At 55.0% G+C, this 18,603-nt stretch carries 12 protein-coding genes; 3 read left to right on the top strand and 9 right to left on the bottom strand.

Annotated elements, in window-relative coordinates; translation table 11 throughout:
* Positions 1 to 68: 68 nt before the first annotated feature.
* Complete coding sequence (locus tag H7F08_RS04595; RefSeq protein WP_193639984.1) at positions 69 to 845, bottom strand: DUF4239 domain-containing protein; 777 nt, start codon at positions 843 to 845, stop codon at positions 69 to 71.
* A gap of 165 nt (positions 846 to 1,010) precedes the next feature.
* Here H7F08_RS04595 and galE point away from each other — a divergent pair, with 165 nt between their 5' ends.
* The gene (galE, locus tag H7F08_RS04590) at positions 1,011 to 1,976 is read left to right on the top strand and encodes a UDP-glucose 4-epimerase GalE (RefSeq protein ID WP_193639983.1); all 966 of its coding nucleotides are present in this window, start codon (positions 1,011 to 1,013) and stop codon (positions 1,974 to 1,976) included.
* 53 nt (positions 1,977 to 2,029) lie between these two features.
* On the opposite strand, the gene H7F08_RS04585 is transcribed toward galE, so the two are convergent.
* Positions 2,030 to 2,878, bottom strand: coding sequence for a thioredoxin fold domain-containing protein (locus H7F08_RS04585; protein ID WP_226831540.1), 849 nt, complete (start codon positions 2,876 to 2,878; stop codon positions 2,030 to 2,032).
* 154 nt (positions 2,879 to 3,032) lie between these two features.
* Positions 3,033 to 3,614, bottom strand: a complete 582-nt coding sequence (locus H7F08_RS04580; RefSeq protein ID WP_031571563.1) for a DUF4337 domain-containing protein — start codon at positions 3,612 to 3,614, stop codon at positions 3,033 to 3,035.
* Between the two features lie 109 nt (positions 3,615 to 3,723).
* On the opposite strand from H7F08_RS04580, the gene msrA reads away from it, so the two are divergent.
* Both msrA and msrB read left to right on the top strand, forming a co-directional pair.
* Positions 3,724 to 4,317 carry a peptide-methionine (S)-S-oxide reductase MsrA gene (gene msrA, locus H7F08_RS04575; protein ID WP_193639982.1) on the top strand — a complete coding sequence of 198 codons (594 nt, stop codon included), beginning with the start codon at positions 3,724 to 3,726 and terminating at the stop codon, positions 4,315 to 4,317.
* Between the two features lie 3 nt (positions 4,318 to 4,320).
* Positions 4,321 to 4,749 (top strand): peptide-methionine (R)-S-oxide reductase MsrB, encoded by a 429-nt coding sequence (msrB, locus tag H7F08_RS04570; protein WP_010639384.1) that lies wholly within the window; start codon positions 4,321 to 4,323, stop codon positions 4,747 to 4,749.
* Positions 4,750 to 4,795: 46 nt separating this feature from the next.
* Here the strand turns inward: msrB and H7F08_RS04565 are convergent, their stop codons facing one another.
* From H7F08_RS04565 to H7F08_RS04540, 6 genes are all read right to left on the bottom strand, one after another.
* Positions 4,796 to 7,912 carry an EAL domain-containing protein gene (locus tag H7F08_RS04565; protein WP_193639981.1) on the bottom strand — a complete coding sequence of 1,039 codons (3,117 nt, stop codon included), beginning with the start codon at positions 7,910 to 7,912 and terminating at the stop codon, positions 4,796 to 4,798.
* Positions 7,913 to 7,982: 70 nt separating this feature from the next.
* Entirely contained in the window at positions 7,983 to 9,944 is a 1,962-nt protein-coding gene (gene recD / locus H7F08_RS04560) for an exodeoxyribonuclease V subunit alpha (protein WP_193639980.1), read from the bottom strand.
* Positions 9,941 to 13,534, bottom strand: coding sequence for an exodeoxyribonuclease V subunit beta (gene recB, locus H7F08_RS04555; protein ID WP_193639979.1), 3,594 nt, complete (start codon positions 13,532 to 13,534; stop codon positions 9,941 to 9,943). The genes recD and recB overlap by 4 nt, the downstream gene beginning before the upstream one ends.
* Positions 13,531 to 16,968, bottom strand: a complete 3,438-nt coding sequence (gene recC, locus H7F08_RS04550) for an exodeoxyribonuclease V subunit gamma (RefSeq protein ID WP_031571572.1) — start codon at positions 16,966 to 16,968, stop codon at positions 13,531 to 13,533. The genes recB and recC overlap by 4 nt, the downstream gene beginning before the upstream one ends.
* Entirely contained in the window at positions 16,961 to 17,767 is an 807-nt protein-coding gene (locus H7F08_RS04545; RefSeq protein WP_031571574.1) for a DUF2063 domain-containing protein, read from the bottom strand. Before H7F08_RS04545 ends, recC begins: the two co-directional genes overlap by 8 nt.
* The gene (locus H7F08_RS04540; RefSeq protein WP_035210262.1) at positions 17,754 to 18,602 is read right to left on the bottom strand and encodes a DUF692 domain-containing protein; all 849 of its coding nucleotides are present in this window, start codon (positions 18,600 to 18,602) and stop codon (positions 17,754 to 17,756) included. The genes H7F08_RS04545 and H7F08_RS04540 overlap by 14 nt, the downstream gene beginning before the upstream one ends.
* Position 18,603: the final 1 nt, after the last annotated feature.

Genomic DNA, 18,603 nt, shown 5'->3' with positions numbered 1-18,603 from the left:
CATGGGCTCGGAGATGTGTATAAGAGACAGAATGAGGGATAGCCGTGAAGAGCACTGTGCATGATTCTTTAAGTGCCGCTTGTCTGCATCCCCTGCAGGGTTTCGACCAGTAACTGATCCGCCGAGTCGACACGGATGAAGCCGAGGCGTGGATATTCCAGATCACGAATCACGAAAATGGTGACGGTCAGCGCGGCGGAAAAAATGATGACCTGTAGCCAGGGGATGCGCTTGTGTTCGGTCATGCCATAGCCTGCCAGCAGGGCAGAAATCCAGGATAGTGCGAAAAGCAGGAAGTCAATAATCTTTGGTGGATGACTTCGGGTGGCGGCAATGCGGGTGGTGGTAATATCAAACATGGCATTCAGTGCACGACTGACCAGGCTTAATATGGCTGTATTGCCGGTGTGTTGGGCCGCGAGGATCGCTTCTGTCCAGATTTGCTGCTGTAATTGAACGCTACGTTGATAGGCGTCCAGAGCTGCAGGGGTGTTGTTACCTATATGCTGATATGTTTCCAGGCGGGCTTGCAGGTATTTTTGCATTTTTTGGCGGAGAGCCATCTGTTGTGCTGCTGGCAATAAATCCAGCCGCAGATAGGCGGTGCCGACCGCATTGGCTTCTTCGGTAATTAAATCGCGGCGGTGTTCAAAGCGTTCGGCGGCACCTGAAAAGGAAAACGCCAACAGTAATCCCAAAAGCCCGAATACGGCTCCGTTCAGTGCCCCGGAACCCCCGTCGGCCCGACTACTTTTGCCGAGTTGGAAGCCTACAAAAACACATAAAATCAAACCAATAAACAATACCGCCGAGTACACCCAGGGATTAAAAATTGACGGATTCATAAAGTCCTTTGGAAACGTATGGAGAGTCCTGATTAACTTGGGAATAGTTTGCCCCATGCGGTGCTTTTTCGCTAGAATCCAGGCAGCAAAAATGAACAGTTGATCCGAAAGCTCCGAAAGGTTACTTGTTCAATAAACGCATTATCTGACAGAGGCAGGCAATTCATGAAAATTCTGGTAGTGGGTGGTGCGGGTTATATTGGCAGCCATATGGTAAAACGCCTGCTTCAGAGTGGGGCAGAGGTGGTGACTCTGGATAATCTTTCCGGTGGTTATCGTGATGCAATTTGTGGTGGCGCATTTGTTTATGGAGATATTGCGGATACCCGGTTGCTGAATCGGATTTTCTCAACGCATTCATTTGCTGCAGTCATGCACTTTGCTTCTTATATTCAGGTGGGAGAATCCGTGCAGGAGCCTTCCAAATATTATCAGAACAATGTCAGTAATACACTGAATCTTCTGGATGTGATGGTTGCATTTGATGTCAAAAAATTTATTTTTTCATCTACAGCAGCGATTTTTGGTGAACCTCAATATACGCCCATTGATGAAAATCATCCCAAAGATCCCATCAATCCCTATGGACGAAGCAAGTGGATGGTGGAGCAGGCGCTGTCTGACTACGATCGCGCTTATGGCCTCAAAGCTGCTTGTTTGCGCTATTTCAATGCGGCAGGGGCGGACCCTGATGGGGAGCTGGGTGAGCGCCATGATCCGGAGACGCATCTGATTCCGCTGGTATTACAGGCCGCTTCCGGGCGACGAACCCAGATCCGCGTGTTCGGGCGTGATTATGAGACACCCGATGGGACCTGTATTCGTGACTATATTCATGTGACTGACCTGGCTGAAGCACATTGGCTGGCACTGGAACATCTTCTCGCCGGAGGCGATAGTTGCGCTTTTAATCTTGGCAATGGTAATGGTTTTTCGGTTCAGGAAGTCATTGATGTTGCCCGGCAGGTGACGGGCAAGCCCATTGCTTGTGAAGATGAAGCTCGACGTGCAGGGGACCCCGCCCGCCTGGTAGCGGACTCACGCAAAATCCGTGAACAGTTGGGGTGGCAGCCCCGCTATGCGGATCTGGCCACCATCATCGCCGATGCCTGGCGTTGGGAGACCCGCTAAGGGTTCGTTCCGTGCCAAGGCAATCAGGCGCGAGGCACTCATGTGCATGGCACTCAGGCAGCAGGGATGCAGCCCCGGGCGCCGACACTGCCCGCCAGTTTCTGGATGAACTCCGGCGTGTGGTGCACGTCAATTCCGTGCTTCATCTCCATTTCCAGCCCTTTGGCCGTTTTAATGCAGTATAACAGGGCTGGGGTGGCCGTTTCTCCGGTCTGATGCAGCAGTTGGGTATTGGCCTTGACTGCCGCCTCGTCGACCGCAGGAATATGACTCAGGGGTTTGGTGCTGCCTTCTTCGGTATGCAAATCAAAGCCTTTTTCGTTATTGGCCCAGGCTTCGGCAGGATTTTTTGCAGCGAGAATGGTTGCCGCCTTGGCCGGGCTGGAAGGCTTGAGGAAGCCGACAGGAACTACTTTTACCCGGACTTTGCCTTCGGCTACCGGTTGTTGCAGCGATTCCCAGAGCAGATGACAGAAAATACAGTTGGGATCCATGAACACGACCATCAGCGGTCCCGAATGTCCTATGGTAAAACCCGGTGCTGCCAAGGCTGCGGGCGCAATTTTTTCGGCAGGTACTTTGGCGGGTTGAGGCAGGTACTTGTCTGCATAATGTCCGGTGATGTTTTCCTGCTGGGCATTTACTACCGGACCCAATAACAGATATTTGTCGGACAGCATCCATAGTATGCCCTGTTGGTGCTGGTCAGTTTCAACGACAATACCCGTCAGGCTGTGGACGGGACCGGGAAAGACTTTAGTGACATGGATTTTATTATGGAAATTTTGCTGGACCAGGTGTTCCGCCGGTTTCAGATTGGAGGTGGTGACGCTGGCGCAGCCTGCAAGCAAGAAGCCTCCTGTGAGTAATGCCAGGTTGCGAAACTGTCTGTTTAACGTCATTTCTTATCATCCTCAGGCTGATTTGTTGAACATAATGTCACCATCCTAGCAAATACCCTTATCTGTCGCATCCCGATCCGTCAGAACTGATCAATCAGCGTTACTAAGGCAGAGTGCGTTGTTGCAGGGTATGAAATGGCTACCGGGGACCGGATCAAAATAAAAAAATGGCACTCATCCACAGACCAATGCCTCCGGCAGCACTGATCCCCGCTATGGCAAACAACCACTTACGTCTGGTCAGCGCGGTTATGGAAGCCAATGATATGGCAATTTGCAGAAAAATCATGGCAATTTCCAGATCATTATGGGGGCGGTTGAGATGCGCCGACTCCCGGTTGGCCGCTTCAGATTTTTGCTCCATTTCCGTGGCGCTTTGCTGAATGCTGACTTTCTGTTGTTCATATTTTGCAATTTTTTCTTTAAAGCCGACGGCTTTGTCAGGGGCAAGAATAATGGCCAGCTCCATCATGTGCAGCTTGGTGCTGACGGCCTGATAGTAATTCCACTGGTCGGCAGCCTTGGCCTTTTCCAAAACGGCTTCATTTTTTTGGAGTAGTACCTCATTCATCAAGTGGGTCCCCTGATAACTGACAATGGCGCCAAATGCCGCGAGGATAGCGGTAAATATGGCGACCCACTGACTCAGGCTGTGGCGTTCTCCGCCATGGCCTCCGGCAGCATGATGAACCATTTCTTCGTGGGGTGGGTGGCTATGCAGTCCATGTCCGCTCATGACTTCTCCAGCTTGGTCAATCGTTGATTTGCGGCTATGCTCATGAGATTGCCGGTTCAGGTCAAGTGCTTTGTGGTCTTTCCCGGAAATGCATTCAGGAGGGTTATTGATGGCCATGCAAATACCAGCTCCCCAGGGAGAGCAACCAGACGCTACTACGCCCGGAATGGCCGTGCTTGCGGGTGGTTGCTTCTGGTGTACCGAAGCTGTTTACCTTGCTCTGGAAGGGGTCACCCGGGTGGTTTCGGGTTATGCCGGAGGAGCCCGGGAAACAGCCAATTATCGGGCGGTCTGTAGTGGTACGACCGGTCATGCCGAGGCGGTGCAGATTCATTTTGATCCGGCGCGTTTGTCATTTGGCCGGCTGTTGCAGGTTTTTTTCGCCGTGGCCCATGACCCCACCCAACGCAATCGCCAGGGGAATGATGTGGGGACGCAGTATCGTTCGGCTATTTTTGCCGTAAATGCTGCACAACGGCAGATGGCTAACGATTATATTGCAGAACTCAATGCGACAGGATTATTCGGGCAACCCATTGTAACTGAAGTAACTATTCTGGAAAACTTTTATTCTGCGGAGGACTATCATCAGGATTATGCTCGCCGTAATCCTGATCAACCTTATATCTGCGCGGTTGCTTTGCCCAAGGTGGAAAAATTGCGGCATACTTTTCCACAGTATTTACAGACCAAGGAGTCTTAGGAAATGCCCACTTCATCTGCAGGATATGACTTGACCCCCATTGATGCCAATACTCGTGCCGAAATGGCTAAAGATTTACCCGCAGAGGTGCGCCACGTATTATTTGAGCATGGTACGGAACCGCCGTTTTGTGGAGGCCTGCTCCATGAAAAGGAGGCCGGTAACTACGTGTGTGCGCTTTGTAGTCTGCCCTTGTTTCGCTCGGCCAACAAATTTGAGTCAGGAACCGGCTGGCCCAGCTTTTGGGAGCCTTTCGCCCCAGATCATATCCGTGAATTGACTGACACCAGCTATGGCCGGGTGCGTACGGAAATCCGCTGCGCCCGCTGCGACAGCCATCTGGGGCATGTGTTTCCGGATGGGCCTGAACCCACTGGCCTGCGTTATTGCCTCAATTCCGCTGCCCTCCGGTTCGAACCCGAGGCAGGATGAGTCCGAGAACAACAGGCAAGGGATATTGGAGCAAAAAGCTTCCTGTCTAACTGTCGTTTTCAGGATGAATGAGTGCCTGGTTTTCGGGAAGTTTGTCGTGCGTGGCCGCAAAGTTGTCGGCCATTTTCTTTCTGAGTCGGGTGATTTCTTCGGGGCTATGTTCGCGAGAAATGCAGGCATGGTAGGCTTGATGTGCCGTTGCGAGTGCGGAGTCCGCGAGACCGTGGGCATCCAGATATTTTCCCAAACGACAATTATGCGCGTCATCCAGGCTGGGAAGCTTGCCCAGAATCGCGGGCGCAATCTGATACAGGCTGTCGAATTGCAAATGCGAGGCGTAAGCACCCAACAGGGTTTTAGGCTGATTGTTTTGTGGCTCTGGCGTCCAGGCCTGAAGCCAGGGTAGCAATGATTCTTCGGGCATGGGCCGCGCAATGGCGTAGCCCTGAACGCAGTCCACACCGAGAACGGCCAGAGCGTCCAGGGTTTCCGGCGTTTCCGCCCCCTCGACCACATAACGCGAACCCATGGACAAGGCCAACGCGGCAACACTGCCGACAAAAATCAGATCTCCGGGTTGCTCGGGAATCCCCCGGACCAGACACTGGTCGAGTTTGACTTCATCAACGGCAATTTCTTTCAGGCGCAACAGCGAGGCGTAGGCGCTACCCACATCATCCAGGGCAACACGAACCCCCAGTGAACGAATGGTGGCGATTTTTTCCTGAGCCAGTTGCAGGGACAGAAAATCGCCATTTTCGAGAATCTCCAGGGTTAATTGTTCCGGTGCCAGCGTACAGTCGGCCAGAACCGCCTGTAGTTCTGGCAGAAAATTGTCTGCAAAGAGGGCGTCCGGAGGGATGTTAACGGCTACTTCCAAAGGAAATCCGGCAATATGAAGCTGTTGTGCTGTCCGCGTGGCAATACGCAGTATTCTGCTGGTGAGCATTTGCGCTGCTCTGCTGTCCAGATGGGGAATAAACGTATCGGGAAGAATAATCTCAGTGCCTTGCCGCAGGCGGGCGAGGGCTTCAATGCCAATGATGCGACCTGTTGCCAGATGCAGAATCGGTTGGTAATAGGCAATCAGGCCCTCATCCTGCTGAAGCAGCGTCAAATACGGCAGATTGCTTTCTCCAGAAAACACTTCTTCTCCCTGGAAACTGGCCCAAAAATGGCTACGTTCTGCTTTATTGGCTTTGGCGACATAAAGCGCCTGATCAGCATGACGCAGCAGTATTTCGCTATCGCCTTCATCAAAGGGAAAAATGGTGATACCCAGGCTTCCGCCAATTTTGACGGTGATATTGCCGGGAAGAACATAGGGTCTTTCCAGGGCTTCAGAAATCCGGACCATCAGCTTTTCTACATCTTCCATGTTCTGGATGTTTTCCAGAACCAGGGCAAATTCATCGCCCCCCACTCGGGCCACAAAATCTGTCTGTCGAAGTGCCTGACCCAGCCGGTTGGCGACTTTTTGCAATAATACATCGCCGGCGGCATGACCATGCTGATCGTTGACGGGCTTGAAATCATCCAGGTCGAGCATGCAGATGCCGAGTAATTTTTCTTCACGCCGGGTGCGCTGGATGGCCTCGGGAATTCTGTCTAAAAGGGCCACCCGATTGGGCAATCGGGTGAGCGCATCATGACGCGCCATCCAGCTCTGGGTGATGCGTTCCTGATCAATGCGTTTTTTGAGATCCATTTCATCGAGGCCATAACCAATCAGTTTGCCTACCCGGGCAAGCGTGCCCAGGATTTCCTGGTCAAAAATGTTCTTTTCGCTGCTGGTTACACCGAGAATCGCCCAGATTTGCCCGTTACGCCGAATCGGGATGGTAGCGACGCTGGCCCAGTTTTGTTGTTCCATCAGATTATGTTGGGCACTCAAAGCCGGATCGTTGCGGTAATCATTACGGTATTGCAGGCGCTCAGATTGCCAGGTATCGCGCAAGAGGCTGGGACGATCTGAAAACAGCTGGATACCCAGATTACCGAGAATTCCGCTCCCGGTACCGGCACCAGCAAGGGCCTTGAAACAGCCATCCTGATCGGGCTTCATGACATAAGCGGTTTTGAACAGGGTCCCTTCCACAATGTGCTGACAGGTTTTGCGGAGGATCTCGGTTTCGGAGCGGGCCCGGATCAGAATGTCGCCTTCGGCGAGAAAAGCCCGATAGAGGCTATTTAAGCGATCGATGCGTATTTGTTGTTGATGACGACCAATGGCGATGCCCAACATGATGGCAAGGTGTCGTATGAGGTTCTGGCGATTGGGGACACGAAAAAACCCCGGAATTTTGCTGTACAGACCAATAGTGGCATAAGGCTTGCCATTGACCTTGACGGGAATGGTCACATTGGAGCGCCAGCCATATTTTTGGGAGGGTTCCTGCCAGGGGGCTGTGATCGGATCGCTTAGCCAGTCGTCGACATACACAATTTCGCCGCTGCGCCAGGCTTTTCCGGCGGGTCCCTGGCCGTAAGGACTGTCGTCCAGACGAATCTCAACACTGTTCAGGTATTCCTCCAACGCTTCACCACTGACCTGATCGCGGAGCAGGTGAATGCCATCTTCAGAATGGCCGATCCATGCACCATCCAGCCCGGAAATGATCATCAACTTGTTGATCATCTGCCGCACACTTTCTTCCGGAGTGACCTCGCTGATCAGCAATTGATCAATGTCCTCAAGAATTTTGCGCTCTTCCAGAGCTACGGTTTCCATGCCTTGTAATTGACGGGCCAGATCGGTGGCGAGTCTTTGCAGCAGATATCCGCGTAATTCGGGGGTGTCTTTAAAAAAGGGATTGAGCAGATCGAGCAGGCTGTCACTGTAAAGGGCCATGCTGTTGATCAGCCACTCACTTTGAATGCCCATTAAGGCATGGATCTTGCCGATTTCCTGTGAGCGCAGCGCAAAATCATCATCATCGTCTGGTAACAGCAGCGACAAGGAATGTTTGCATTGCTCTGCTTTCAGTCGGGAGACTCGTTCATTACCCAGACGCTTTAGTACAATCTCCAATTCGGGGTATTCCGCTACTTTTGCATAAAACTGCTCTACCGCCTGGGCAATGGCAGCCGAAAAATCGGCCTGCCGGTTCTGAAGCAGTGAACTGAGTAACTTACGGGATTTAAGGGGGAATGGACTGGACATGCTTTCCTGTGGGTTTTTCTAGAGTGGGTAGTGGGCCATGAGCAGTCTGTGCGTATTTTAATTTGTTGTGTTAATTAGCTGAATTTTGCAAAGCTGACAAGAGGCCGCTCATCCGCAGGGTTCTGCGGGTGATGGCTTGTTCCAGGCCAGCCTTCGGGGCAAACAAGCTGAATTTCTCGCGAGCCCGGGTAATGGCTGTATATAACAGTTCCCGGCGGATCACCGCGCTATCCTGCGGCGGCAGAATCAGCGCCGTGTGCTGGAACTCTGAACCTTGGGATTTGTGTACAGTCATGGCCCAGGCGCTTTCGCTGTATTTGAGGCGGCTTGGGAGAATGGCGCGAGGCAGTGGGTCGTTGCCGGGAAAGTAAACCCGTAACTTGCCTTGAGGATCGGGGAGAGCAATACCGATGTCACCGTTGCTCAGCCCTAGCTGAGGATCATTGCGGGTAATCAGGGCGGGGCGTCCGGCATACCAGAGCCCTTGGGTTTTGAGGAGGCCGGTTTCCTGCAGATGGTTTTCGATGGCCTGGTTGATTCCGGCAACGCCCCAGGGCCCCTGACGCAGGGCGCACAGCAGGCGGAACGCGCCATATTGTTCGAGAATCTGCTGTACCCAAAGGGCGTGTTCCTCAATATTTTTGCCGCTCGCCCGGCGGATATTTTCCCAGAGTGGCCGGTAGCCTGAGTGGCTGTCCGCCAGTTGTAGGATCTGCGCAATTTCCGGAGCTTCATACCATTGGAGCACTGCTTCCTGGTGGAGTGTCTGGATAGCAAGAGACGTTTGTCCCTGTTGCACGGCGTCAGCGAGCGCGCCAATTCCGGCGTTAAAGCGATGACTGCGTTGCAGTCGCACCACTCCGCTGGCAAGAGGATTGATAGAGCGGCGGTCTGCCTCCAGCGTGCAGTTGCAAGTCTCTTCCAGCCAGGTGCAGGTTGCACTGTCGTAGGACCCGGTATGATTGCAAAGATCGGCAAGTACCGCGCCCGCCTCGACGGAAGCCAACTGATCCTGATCTCCCAGCAAAATCAGTTGGGCATGTTCGGGTAGTGCACGCAACAGAGCGGCCATCATTTCCTGATGAATCATGGAGGCTTCATCGACGATCAGCACATCCAGATCCAGGGGGTGCTGACGGTCATGGCGAAACCGTCGGGTTCCGGGACGTGCGCCGAGCAGGTTGTGCAGGGTGCGTGCCGGACCGATGCGCGCAAAGGCGGTCGCCAGATCCTGTTGACCCAGTGGCGGCAACTGGGCAATGGCGTTGTGCAGGGATTCATTAATGCGTACAGCGGCCTTACCGGTAGGTGCGGCGAGCACGATCCGCAACGAAGCACTGTTGTGCTGCGCCATGAGCAAGGCCATCAGGCGGGCTGCTGTGTAGGTTTTGCCCGTACCCGGGCCACCCGTGATGATGGTAAAGCGACCACGCAGGGCCAGCGCACAGGCAATTTTCTGCCAGGGAAGATTTTCCGGCGAACCTGAAGTGTCTGCGGGGAAAAGCTGTGCCAGCAGCGGTTTCAGTGTGTCTGCCGGGACGGGATTGAGCGCCCTGCGACTGACCTGTTCTGTTAGTGTCCGGGCGATGCACTGGGCATCGCGCCAGTAGCGCCGCAAATACAGACAGCCCTGATCCAGCACCAGGGGCGTTTCGCTGTCGTCATGAGGTTTTGGTTGAGTGCGGTCGATCTGCTCCACTACCCGGCAAGTGCTGAGAATATCCATCCATTGTTGCGGCTGGGACCATGCGGCGAGGATATGGCGAATTTCTGTGATCAGTTCTGGTGCTCCGCTGAGAAAGCGATCGGGCTCATGCAGAAAAAGTTCGAGCTGCAAACAGGTATGTCCTTCGCCTTCCAGGCGGGCGAGCAGGGCTGCCGCCAGCGGCAAGAGGGCCGGTGCCTGGGGTTCCAGGCTGAGCAGAAACCGCGCAAAACTCAGATCGAGGGCTCTCAACCATTGCGCTTCCGTCCAGTCTTGCAAAAGCTGGAGAATGGCTTCGGGATTGGTATGACAAGTAGCCTGACTCATGATGCGCGTTCTCCGGACGCAAACAACTGGTCCATCTCTTCAATCAGTGCCAGATTGGCGGGCAGATGAAGGATTCCGCGTTGCGGTCCTTCCAGTCCGCGCAAATAGAACAGGAGGGTACCCCCCAAATGTGCTTGCGGATCATAATTCCGGCCCAGACGCTGCTGCAGCAAACGGTGCAGGGCCAGTTGATAGAGACTGGCCTGCAGTTCATAACGATGTTGCAGGGTCTGCTGCTGCACGGCCTGCTCATGATAATCCCGGTCCTCGCTGCCGAGGACATTGGATTTGTAATCCATGACAAAATATTGACCGGCATCAGCAAATACCAGATCCATGAAGCCGCGCATCATACCGTGCAGAACGCGATCCGGCAGACGCGGCCGCTGCATTCCGGGAAGCATCTGGTCGGTGCAGAGTTGGTCCAGTTCCCGGCTGCGCAGTGCGGCGCTGGGAAACCAGAAAGCCATTTCACTCTGATAGTGCTGCAGGTTTTCCAGGCTCAGGCCGGATGCCGTGAGGGGCGTCCGGACGATGGCTTGCAGCCATTCCAGGGTGCCTTCTGCCCAGTCGGACAGACCCGCCTGTTCACAGGCCCGGGTGATGCGTGCTGCGCTGCCCTTTTGCAAAACAGTGGCGAACCCTTGCCCCGCGAGCGCTTGCAGTTGGTCATGGAGGAAAGTCCCCGCACGCATTCCCTGTGGGTATTGGTGCCAGATGGCCCCTTGGCGGGCACGTCGCGCACTGAGCGGGGCAGATGGGGACAGATCACGCACCAGCAGGGAAAAACTGCCTATTCCCCAGGTTTTATCGAAGTGACCATGATAATCGGGAATCCGGCTTTGCGTGTTGCTGGTGCTGGCGACCAAGGGGGTAACAGGGGTTTCTGTAGGCAGGGGTTGGATCTGAAGGTTTTCCCTGAGTGTGGCATTTTGCTGGAGGCGCTTGAGCAGCTCGGGCAAGGCCATATTATGGTGCTGATACCCCAACAGATAGGCGATGGCGCTGTGGTCAAAAATGGGTGATTTAGCCGAGCTGGGTGCTGCCAGTCCCAGGAAGAGGGCATATTCCGCACGGGTCAGGGCCACATACAGCAGGCGTAAATCTTCCTGCAGGCGGGCGCGTTCCGTCGCCTCTGAGTCGCCCCGCTCCCAAATAATCCGCGCAGCGCCATCCTCTTCGACCTGGACCTGATAATCCTCAGCCTTGTCTTTCCGGTAAGTGGCAATAAATGGCAGAAAAACCAGAGGGTATTGCAAGCCTTTGGCGGCGTGGATGGTGACCACCCGAATCAGCTCTGCATCACTTTCCAGGCGGAGAATGTGGGCATCACTCTGATCATGGCCAGCGGCGATGGCCTCGCGCAGAAAATGAATCAGTGCCTCAGGTCCCTCACGGGTGGCGCTGGCGCTTTGCAGGAGTTCGCCAAGCTGAAGGAGATTGGTCAGGCGCCGTTCTCCATCAGGGTGGCGCAACAGCTTACGGGCTATGGCAAAGTGGTGGATGCTGTGATGCAACATGGCCAAAACACCCTGACGCCGCCATCTGCGCGACAAGTCCTGAAAACTGCCCCGTTGTTCTTCCCAGGCATTTTCATCCCGATTAAAAGCGTCCAGATCCTGATGGGACAAGTCGAGCAGCGGCAGGGCCAGAGCGACGCGCAGGCGTTGGGTGTTTTCCGGATCGGCAACTGCTTCCAGCCAGAGCAGCAGTTGTTGTGCTTCGGGACTGTCATATACAGATTGTTTTTCCGCGAGGAAAACACTGCGTACGTGCCGCCGTTGCAAGGCTTCACGGATACAGGCAGCCTCATGACGGTCACGCACGAGAATGGCGATGTCTCTCCCGCTTACCCGGCGTATTTGCTCAGCGTTTTCCTGGCGAAAACCGGTTTCAGGGTTGCTGAGTATCTGGACAATGCATTCTGCTGCCTGTTCGGCGGCATGGTACAAATAATCCGCTTTGTTGAGGGTTTCTGCAGCGGCCCAGATGGTCAGGGCGGGTCCGGGTTGTTTTCCGAGTTGCCAATCAGCGTTTTTGCCATTGGCCTGAACGGGCCAGTAGGGCAAAGGATTGTCTGCACCCGCTTCGGCATAGGCAAATGCGCCTTCGGATAGTTCTGCTTCGGCTTCGTCATAGAGCGCATTGAGCGCGGCTACCAGTGGCTTGCTGGAGCGGAAATTGGTGTCGAGCTGATAGTGCCGGCCTGCGGTCAGGCGTCGTGCCTGCAGATAACTCTGGATGTCGGCGCCGCGAAATCGATAAATGGACTGCTTGGGATCGCCAATGAGCAGCAGGAGGCGCTCGGGGGTGTTGCTTGCTGTGGCGTAAATGGCGTCGAAAATCCGGTATTGCAGGTTGGAGGTATCCTGAAATTCATCGACCATGGCCACCGGATATTGACTTTGCAGACGGCTTTTGAGTTGTTCGGCACGGGCCGGGTCACTCAGCGCATCAGCGAGGCGACGTTGATAATCGTGAAAGCTGACCTGATGATGCATGGCTTTGAGAGTTTCCAGGCGCTGCTGAATCCAGGCGGCAGCATGGCTTTGAATATCATGATGAATTTTTTGGAATTGCGCTTTGGGGGTCTCCAGTTCGTCAAGAACGGCTTCCAGTATCCGGGCCGAAGACGGTACTTCGATAGTTCGACCTTTGTTGCAGTTTTTCTGGAGGCTGCTGGCGCGGAGTAACTGACATTTCTCCAGATTGGCGGGCAGGATTTGTTCGGGGCTATCCAGCCAGTCCTGCAAGGCTTCGAAAACCGCTTCCATGGCTTCGGGTTTGTATTTTCCGCCATTGAGCGGGTTGTCTGCCTTCGGACCATTCAGAATCTGGAGGATGTAGCTACGCAAGTCTGCCTGCTGATCAGACCAACGTTGTTTTAACATTTTAATCTGCTGTTGCAGCGCCTTTATGGATTGCGACAGCAGTGCCTGCAGAGGCCGGGAAGGCTGGCCAAAAGTCGCACCATTACCAAGCAACGGAACGATTTTACTCTGGACCTGATCGGGATCAGCAAACACCGCCAGCACCGGCTCCAGCAGGTGTTCCGGGAGTGGATATATTTCCTGCCGCCAGAAGTCGCGGATGGCATCGGCGCGGAGATCATTGTCGTCCTGCAGCAGGCTTTCGCGCAGATCACTGCCGGTCAGAAAGGCGTGTTCGCGCAGGCTGCGTTGGCACCAGGCATCAATGGTGAAAATGGCACTTTGGTCCATGGCATCGGCGGCCAGAGACAGTCGCCAGGCGGCATGCTGACGTGCGGCTGGTTCTGCATAGTCCTCCAGCAATTTCTGCAAAAATGCATCAGCTGGCTGCTGCTCCGGCTCACGAAAATACGCGGCCGCTTCCTGCAGACGCTGGCGGATCCGTTCCTTCAGTTCCTGGGTGGCGGCCCGGGTGAAGGTCATCACCAGTATGTTTTCGGGGAGTAGCGGCATCAGCACGGGCTGGCCAGCCTGCCCATGACCGAGAATCAGGCGCAGGTACAATGCCGCAATGGTCCAGGTTTTTCCGGTGCCGGCACTGGCTTCGATGAGACGACTGCCCCAGAGTGGCATCTCCAGGGGATTCAGCGCCGTACTCATGCGTGTGGCTCCACTTCCAGTTTTTCCAGCCAGTCGGCAAAGGGCCGGTACAGGGCTTCGGCATATTCCTGAAAGCCCCACTGGCGAGGCCCGCAGCGCTGGCTGCTCAGGCGGGCAAAATCCGGATAGTCCCGAGCCAGACCGGGATAACGCTGTACTTCTCCGTCGCTATGCTGATTCCCTTCATAAATGACAGCGGGGTTGGCGTTGTGTAACGCGGCCACTGCTGTTTTCAGGGTGACAGGCAGGGGCTGGAGGAGGCCTTCTCCCCAGAAATCCAGCAGATCATTAAGCGTGTCGGAAGCATTTTCACAGGGCTGGGTGCTGTGGATCACGGCATCCTTGCCCAGCACAATGGCGCGGCTGGCAATACCCAAATCTGCGGCCAATAATTGCTGTATCCAAATATCCGCCATTTTGTCAGCCTGAATCTGGTTTTTATCATGGAGCAGGCGACTGGCACGGCACTGCAGAAAAGCCCGATGCTGGTCGGCATCCAGATACAAAGGCGGCAGCCAGTCATCCAGCAACACATGCCCAGCTTCATGACAAAGCGCATGGCGTTGATGCTCGGGCTGCCAGCTTTGCATCAGGGTTTGCCAGACGCTGAGAATAGGCGCGGCGCTGCTACGCAAGGTTTCCGCCTGCCGCTGTCCCAGAATCCCGAAGGCATAATGACCGCTGCGCAATTGTGCGGCAATTTTTTGCGCAATAACATGCGGATGTTGGGTGTTTTCTGTTCCTGCCTCCAGGATGGCGTTGAGCAGGCCATATTGATCCAGACCATTCAGGACAAAAGTTTCATTATCTGTGCTGCCGGAGGGGTCATCCTGAAAAAATGTATCCAGACGTTGCCGATAAAACGCCCGTGAGGGACAGCGGAAAAACTCAATCAAATCTTTCAGCCTTCTGCTGACTGTTTCGGGAATCACCAGTGCCTGTTCGGGTGGGGGATTTTCTTCCGGATCAGGGAACCATTCGCGCGCCCAGGTATGGTGTTTTTGTGGATGCTCCAGATAACTGCTGCTGAACGCCTGCAGCGGGTGTTCCAGGGTGATGCGGCGGAGCAGTTGGTTTTTTTCGGGCGCGGGGTCGTCGATGGGATATTTATCCGGCCAGCCCCTGGCGATGGCATCGCGTAACTGGCTGATCATTAAGGCCGGTTGACGCGGCTGATTATTGCGCGGGTCCCGACCCGTCCAGCTGATATACAGGATTTGCCGTGCCGCCAGCAGGGCTTCCAGCATCAGGTAATGATCATCATCCCGGCGTGAGCGGTCACCCGGACGACTCATGCCCGCCAGGGCCATCAAATCATAATCCGGGCGCGGATTGCGACGCGGATAGTCTTCCTCGTTCATGCCCAACAGGCAGATCATGGCGTAGGGAACCGCCCGCATGGGTAGCAAGGTGCAGAAGGTGACTCCACCACCGAGAAAATGGCGATGTAATTCCGGCAGGTTGAGCATGTCCAGCCAGTTGGCGCGAAATACTGCCAGGGGCAGGTCTTCGGCAAAATCCGCCAGGGCACAATCTTCCAGCCACTGCTGCAGGGCGGCGTCCAGTTGTTGCATGATTTCAGTGTCATCTGCGTCTTCGGCACTGAAAAAATCGGCGAGCAACTGCCGGGCCGCTTCAGCCCAGGCCTGCGGACTCCGCGCCGTGCTCAGAGCGTGTTGCCAGTTTTCCAGACTTTCCAGCATCTGATTGAGAGGACCCAGCAGTGCTGCGTCGAGCCCCCCGGCCTCGCCGTAGGCCTCGATATGGGCGAAGTGACTGTCATGGCCATTGGCATAACCGAGATTCAGCCGCTGCAGGGCAAAAGCACCAGTATTTTGCGCGCCGCAGTAGGACATACCCAATGCGTGGCGATGTTCTGCCGATAAACCCCAGCGCCATCCCGATTCTTCCAGCCAGGATTCGAGCAGGGGCAGGTCCTCGGTTTCCATGCCGAAGCGTCGACGGAAGGCCGGGCAATGCAGCAGATCACGGATTTCACTTTGCTGACAGCGCTGTTCCGGTAATTGCAGCAACCAGTCCAGTGCCTGCAGCAGGGGAGATTCTTCGCGCGCCTGCAAATCCACAATATGGTAGGGAATATAGCGTGCATCTTCGCGGTCGTACTGATCAAAAGTGGCGCGAATCAGCGGCGCAAAGCGGCTGATTTCCGGGACCATCACAATGATATCCCGAGGCTGCATGGAACCGGTGGCGAGATGGTCCAGTAGCTGGTCATGGAGAACCTGCAACTCGCGCAGGGCGCTGTGGGCGACGTGAAAAACAATGGAACGGTCGGTTTCGCAGACTGGCTGACAGTGTTCCGGAGTAATGACTTCCTGCTCGCGGATCAGTACCTGCAGTTGTCTGAGCAGGGTCTCGCCCCAGTCTTCGCTAAACAGGTCAATACGCGGGATGGCCAGCGCGCTTTGTCTGGCCTGGGTATCATCCCATTGCTCCAGCATGTTCAGAAAATCCCGACCCTGGCGACCCCATTGGGCGAGTAACACATTACATTCACTATGCAGGTTTTCGGGAGCTATTTGGCTCAGGTCCCGATCCTGGCGCAGGGGCTGGCGACGGCGTTCGCGGCGGAGCAGTTCCCGCCCTAAAATGATGTCTCCCCAATAAAAACGGCAGGGATTGGGTACTGCGAGAATTACCTGCATGCTTTTCCCCAGTGCCGCCAGAGCGCTCAGGCTCTGTTCGGGCAGGGTGGCCGCCCCGAACAGGATGACCCGGCGGGGCAGGGCCGGACGCGGTGTTACTCCGTTTGTCATGACCTTTATGAAAGCCTGGTGCACTTCGGCCCGGCCCATGACGGCGCTTTGATTCTGTAGCAGCAGATCCTGCTGGACAGCCTGCCAGAGTCGAGACTGCCAACGCTGATCTGCCGGTATGCTGGCGGTTTGTCCCTGCGCGCTGCGCAACGTATCCCGGCCCTCCGCCCAGTCCTGCAGCCAGTCACTGCGATAAACCTGATATTGATCGAAAAGATCGGCAATTTGCGCGGCCATCTGCCAGCGGCGTTCCATGGCAGTGCTGCCGTTGCCGTTGAGATAATGCTGCAGGGGGGCAAAATCATGGGTGGATAGCAGCTGCGGAAGCAGCCGTATCAGTCGCCAGGTAAGTGCCTGCTTATCAAGAGGAGAACGACTGGCGACCTGCTCCCGGCCCAGTACCCTGGCGTAACTGTCCCAGAGAAAACGTCCCGGCAGCATGACCTTGACGGCTGCACAAATCCCTTCGTGCTCTGCCAGGGTCCACTGCAGCCATTCGGCAATGCCGTTACTCTGGACCAGAAAAATTTCTTCTTCGAGAGGCTGCAGCGGGTGATTGCGCAGCCATTCGAGGACGGCATCACGAAGCCATTCCAGGCGGTCGCCCTGGAGGACAATAAAACCGGGCTCCAGGGAGCCGGCCAATGTTTCAGTCATGTAAGGTCCGGCAGTCATTGCTGTTCACAAAGTCTATCATCTGCAGATCCAGCATCTGGCGCAGGAGCCCCTGCATTTGCTCGGCAACTGTTTGGGCATTCCCGTCAATCTTCCCGTGGTCTTGCCAATGCTGGAAGATGGCGCTTCCAGATTGCGGGTCTGCATCCAGACTGACCAGTATTTGCAGGCTCAAGGCATCAGGCTCAAGCATCTGGACAGCGTCGTCCCGATCCCGATAAAGGTACAGGGAAACCGGATTCGGGTCGAGAACGGGGGCTGCGGAGAATGTTGGCCGCAATATCAGTTGCTGTACAGGATAGGCATACTGAACCAGCGCATGAACCGCGTTCAGCCGTAGCGGGGTGGTCCAGGGATCCTGCGCTTCTGATCCGCTGTGCTCGGGGAGTGTGTCGGTCTGGGCAACACCCAGAGCCAGTTCCAGCCATTCCAGGTGCGCCAGTTCCAGAGCATAAGGCAGATCCTGCTGAAGACGTTGCGGATTTTGGCTCAGATAGGCCATAAACTCATCGGGAATCTGGCGAAAAAACGGACTGCGACAGGCATGTTCAGCAATGAACTCATCTCGCCAGAGCAGATATCGGGCTTCACCCAGGCAGCGAATCCACAGAGGAAAACAGGCACGCAGGGCGGCATCAAAATTACCCACCAGCAGTTCCCGGTAAAGATCTACCGCCTGGGCATCCATAAATCCTGGACAGGGTTGCTGGACCGGGTTGCGCAGATGGGCAGTCAGTATCCTGAGCCGGTCCTGTTCATTGGGCGTATCAGAAATCTGCATGAGCTGCTGTTTGCGGTGCAATTTTTCGGGCCTCGCGCAATAAATCCTCAAGGGGTGGGATTTGGTTATCCCATTCCAGCAGAGTGGGCTTGGGGCCAAATTGCTCCCGACTGTGTTGCAGCAGTTTCCATACGGCAGGGTCCACAGCAGCATCGTGGGTATCAATCAGCCAGCCGTTCACATGCTGCTGGTGTCCGGCGATGTGTTGATAAACGATGCGTTCTGCGGGCAAAAACTGCATAAATTCCAAAGCATCGTAGTGATGATTGCAACTGTTCACATACAGGTTGTTGAGGTCCAATAACAGCTTGCAGCCAGATTTTGCCAGCAGCCCCAAAAGAAAGTCCTGCTCGCTCATGGTGCTGTGTGCATAATCACCATAGTAGGCCGTGTTTTCGATAATCAAGGGCATTTTCAGGAAATCCTGGACCTGCATCACCCGCTGCGCGACATATTCCAGCATTTCTTCCGTCAGCGGCAGGGGCAATAAATCGTAAAGTTGACCCCGGTCGGAGCAAAAAGCCAGATGCTCGCTGTAGTGCTGAATGCCGTGCTCTTGCATGAAGTCGCCCACGGCTTCCAGGAGATTCATGTCAAGCGGTTCCGGCCCGCCGATGGATAGGGAAAGACCATGACAAATAAAAGGATAGATATCCGTCAACTGACGGAGCTGCTGTTCCGGGCGGCCACCAAAGCCAATCCAGTTTTCCGGAGCCAGTTCAAAAAAATGGATATCACTCTGGGTATGGGCCAGTAAGTCGTCCAGAAACTCCCTGCGCAGGCCAAGGCCAATGGCATTTTCAGGCAGGTTGGCGGCGGCATGTGCTCCCGTCATT

The sequence above is a fragment of the Acidithiobacillus sp. HP-11 genome (assembly GCF_015100075.1).
Lineage (GTDB): Bacteria > Pseudomonadota > Gammaproteobacteria > Acidithiobacillales > Acidithiobacillaceae > Acidithiobacillus > Acidithiobacillus thiooxidans.
The sequence above is the reverse complement of the archived record's forward strand: the minus strand, read 5'-3'. Positions and strand labels throughout refer to the sequence as shown.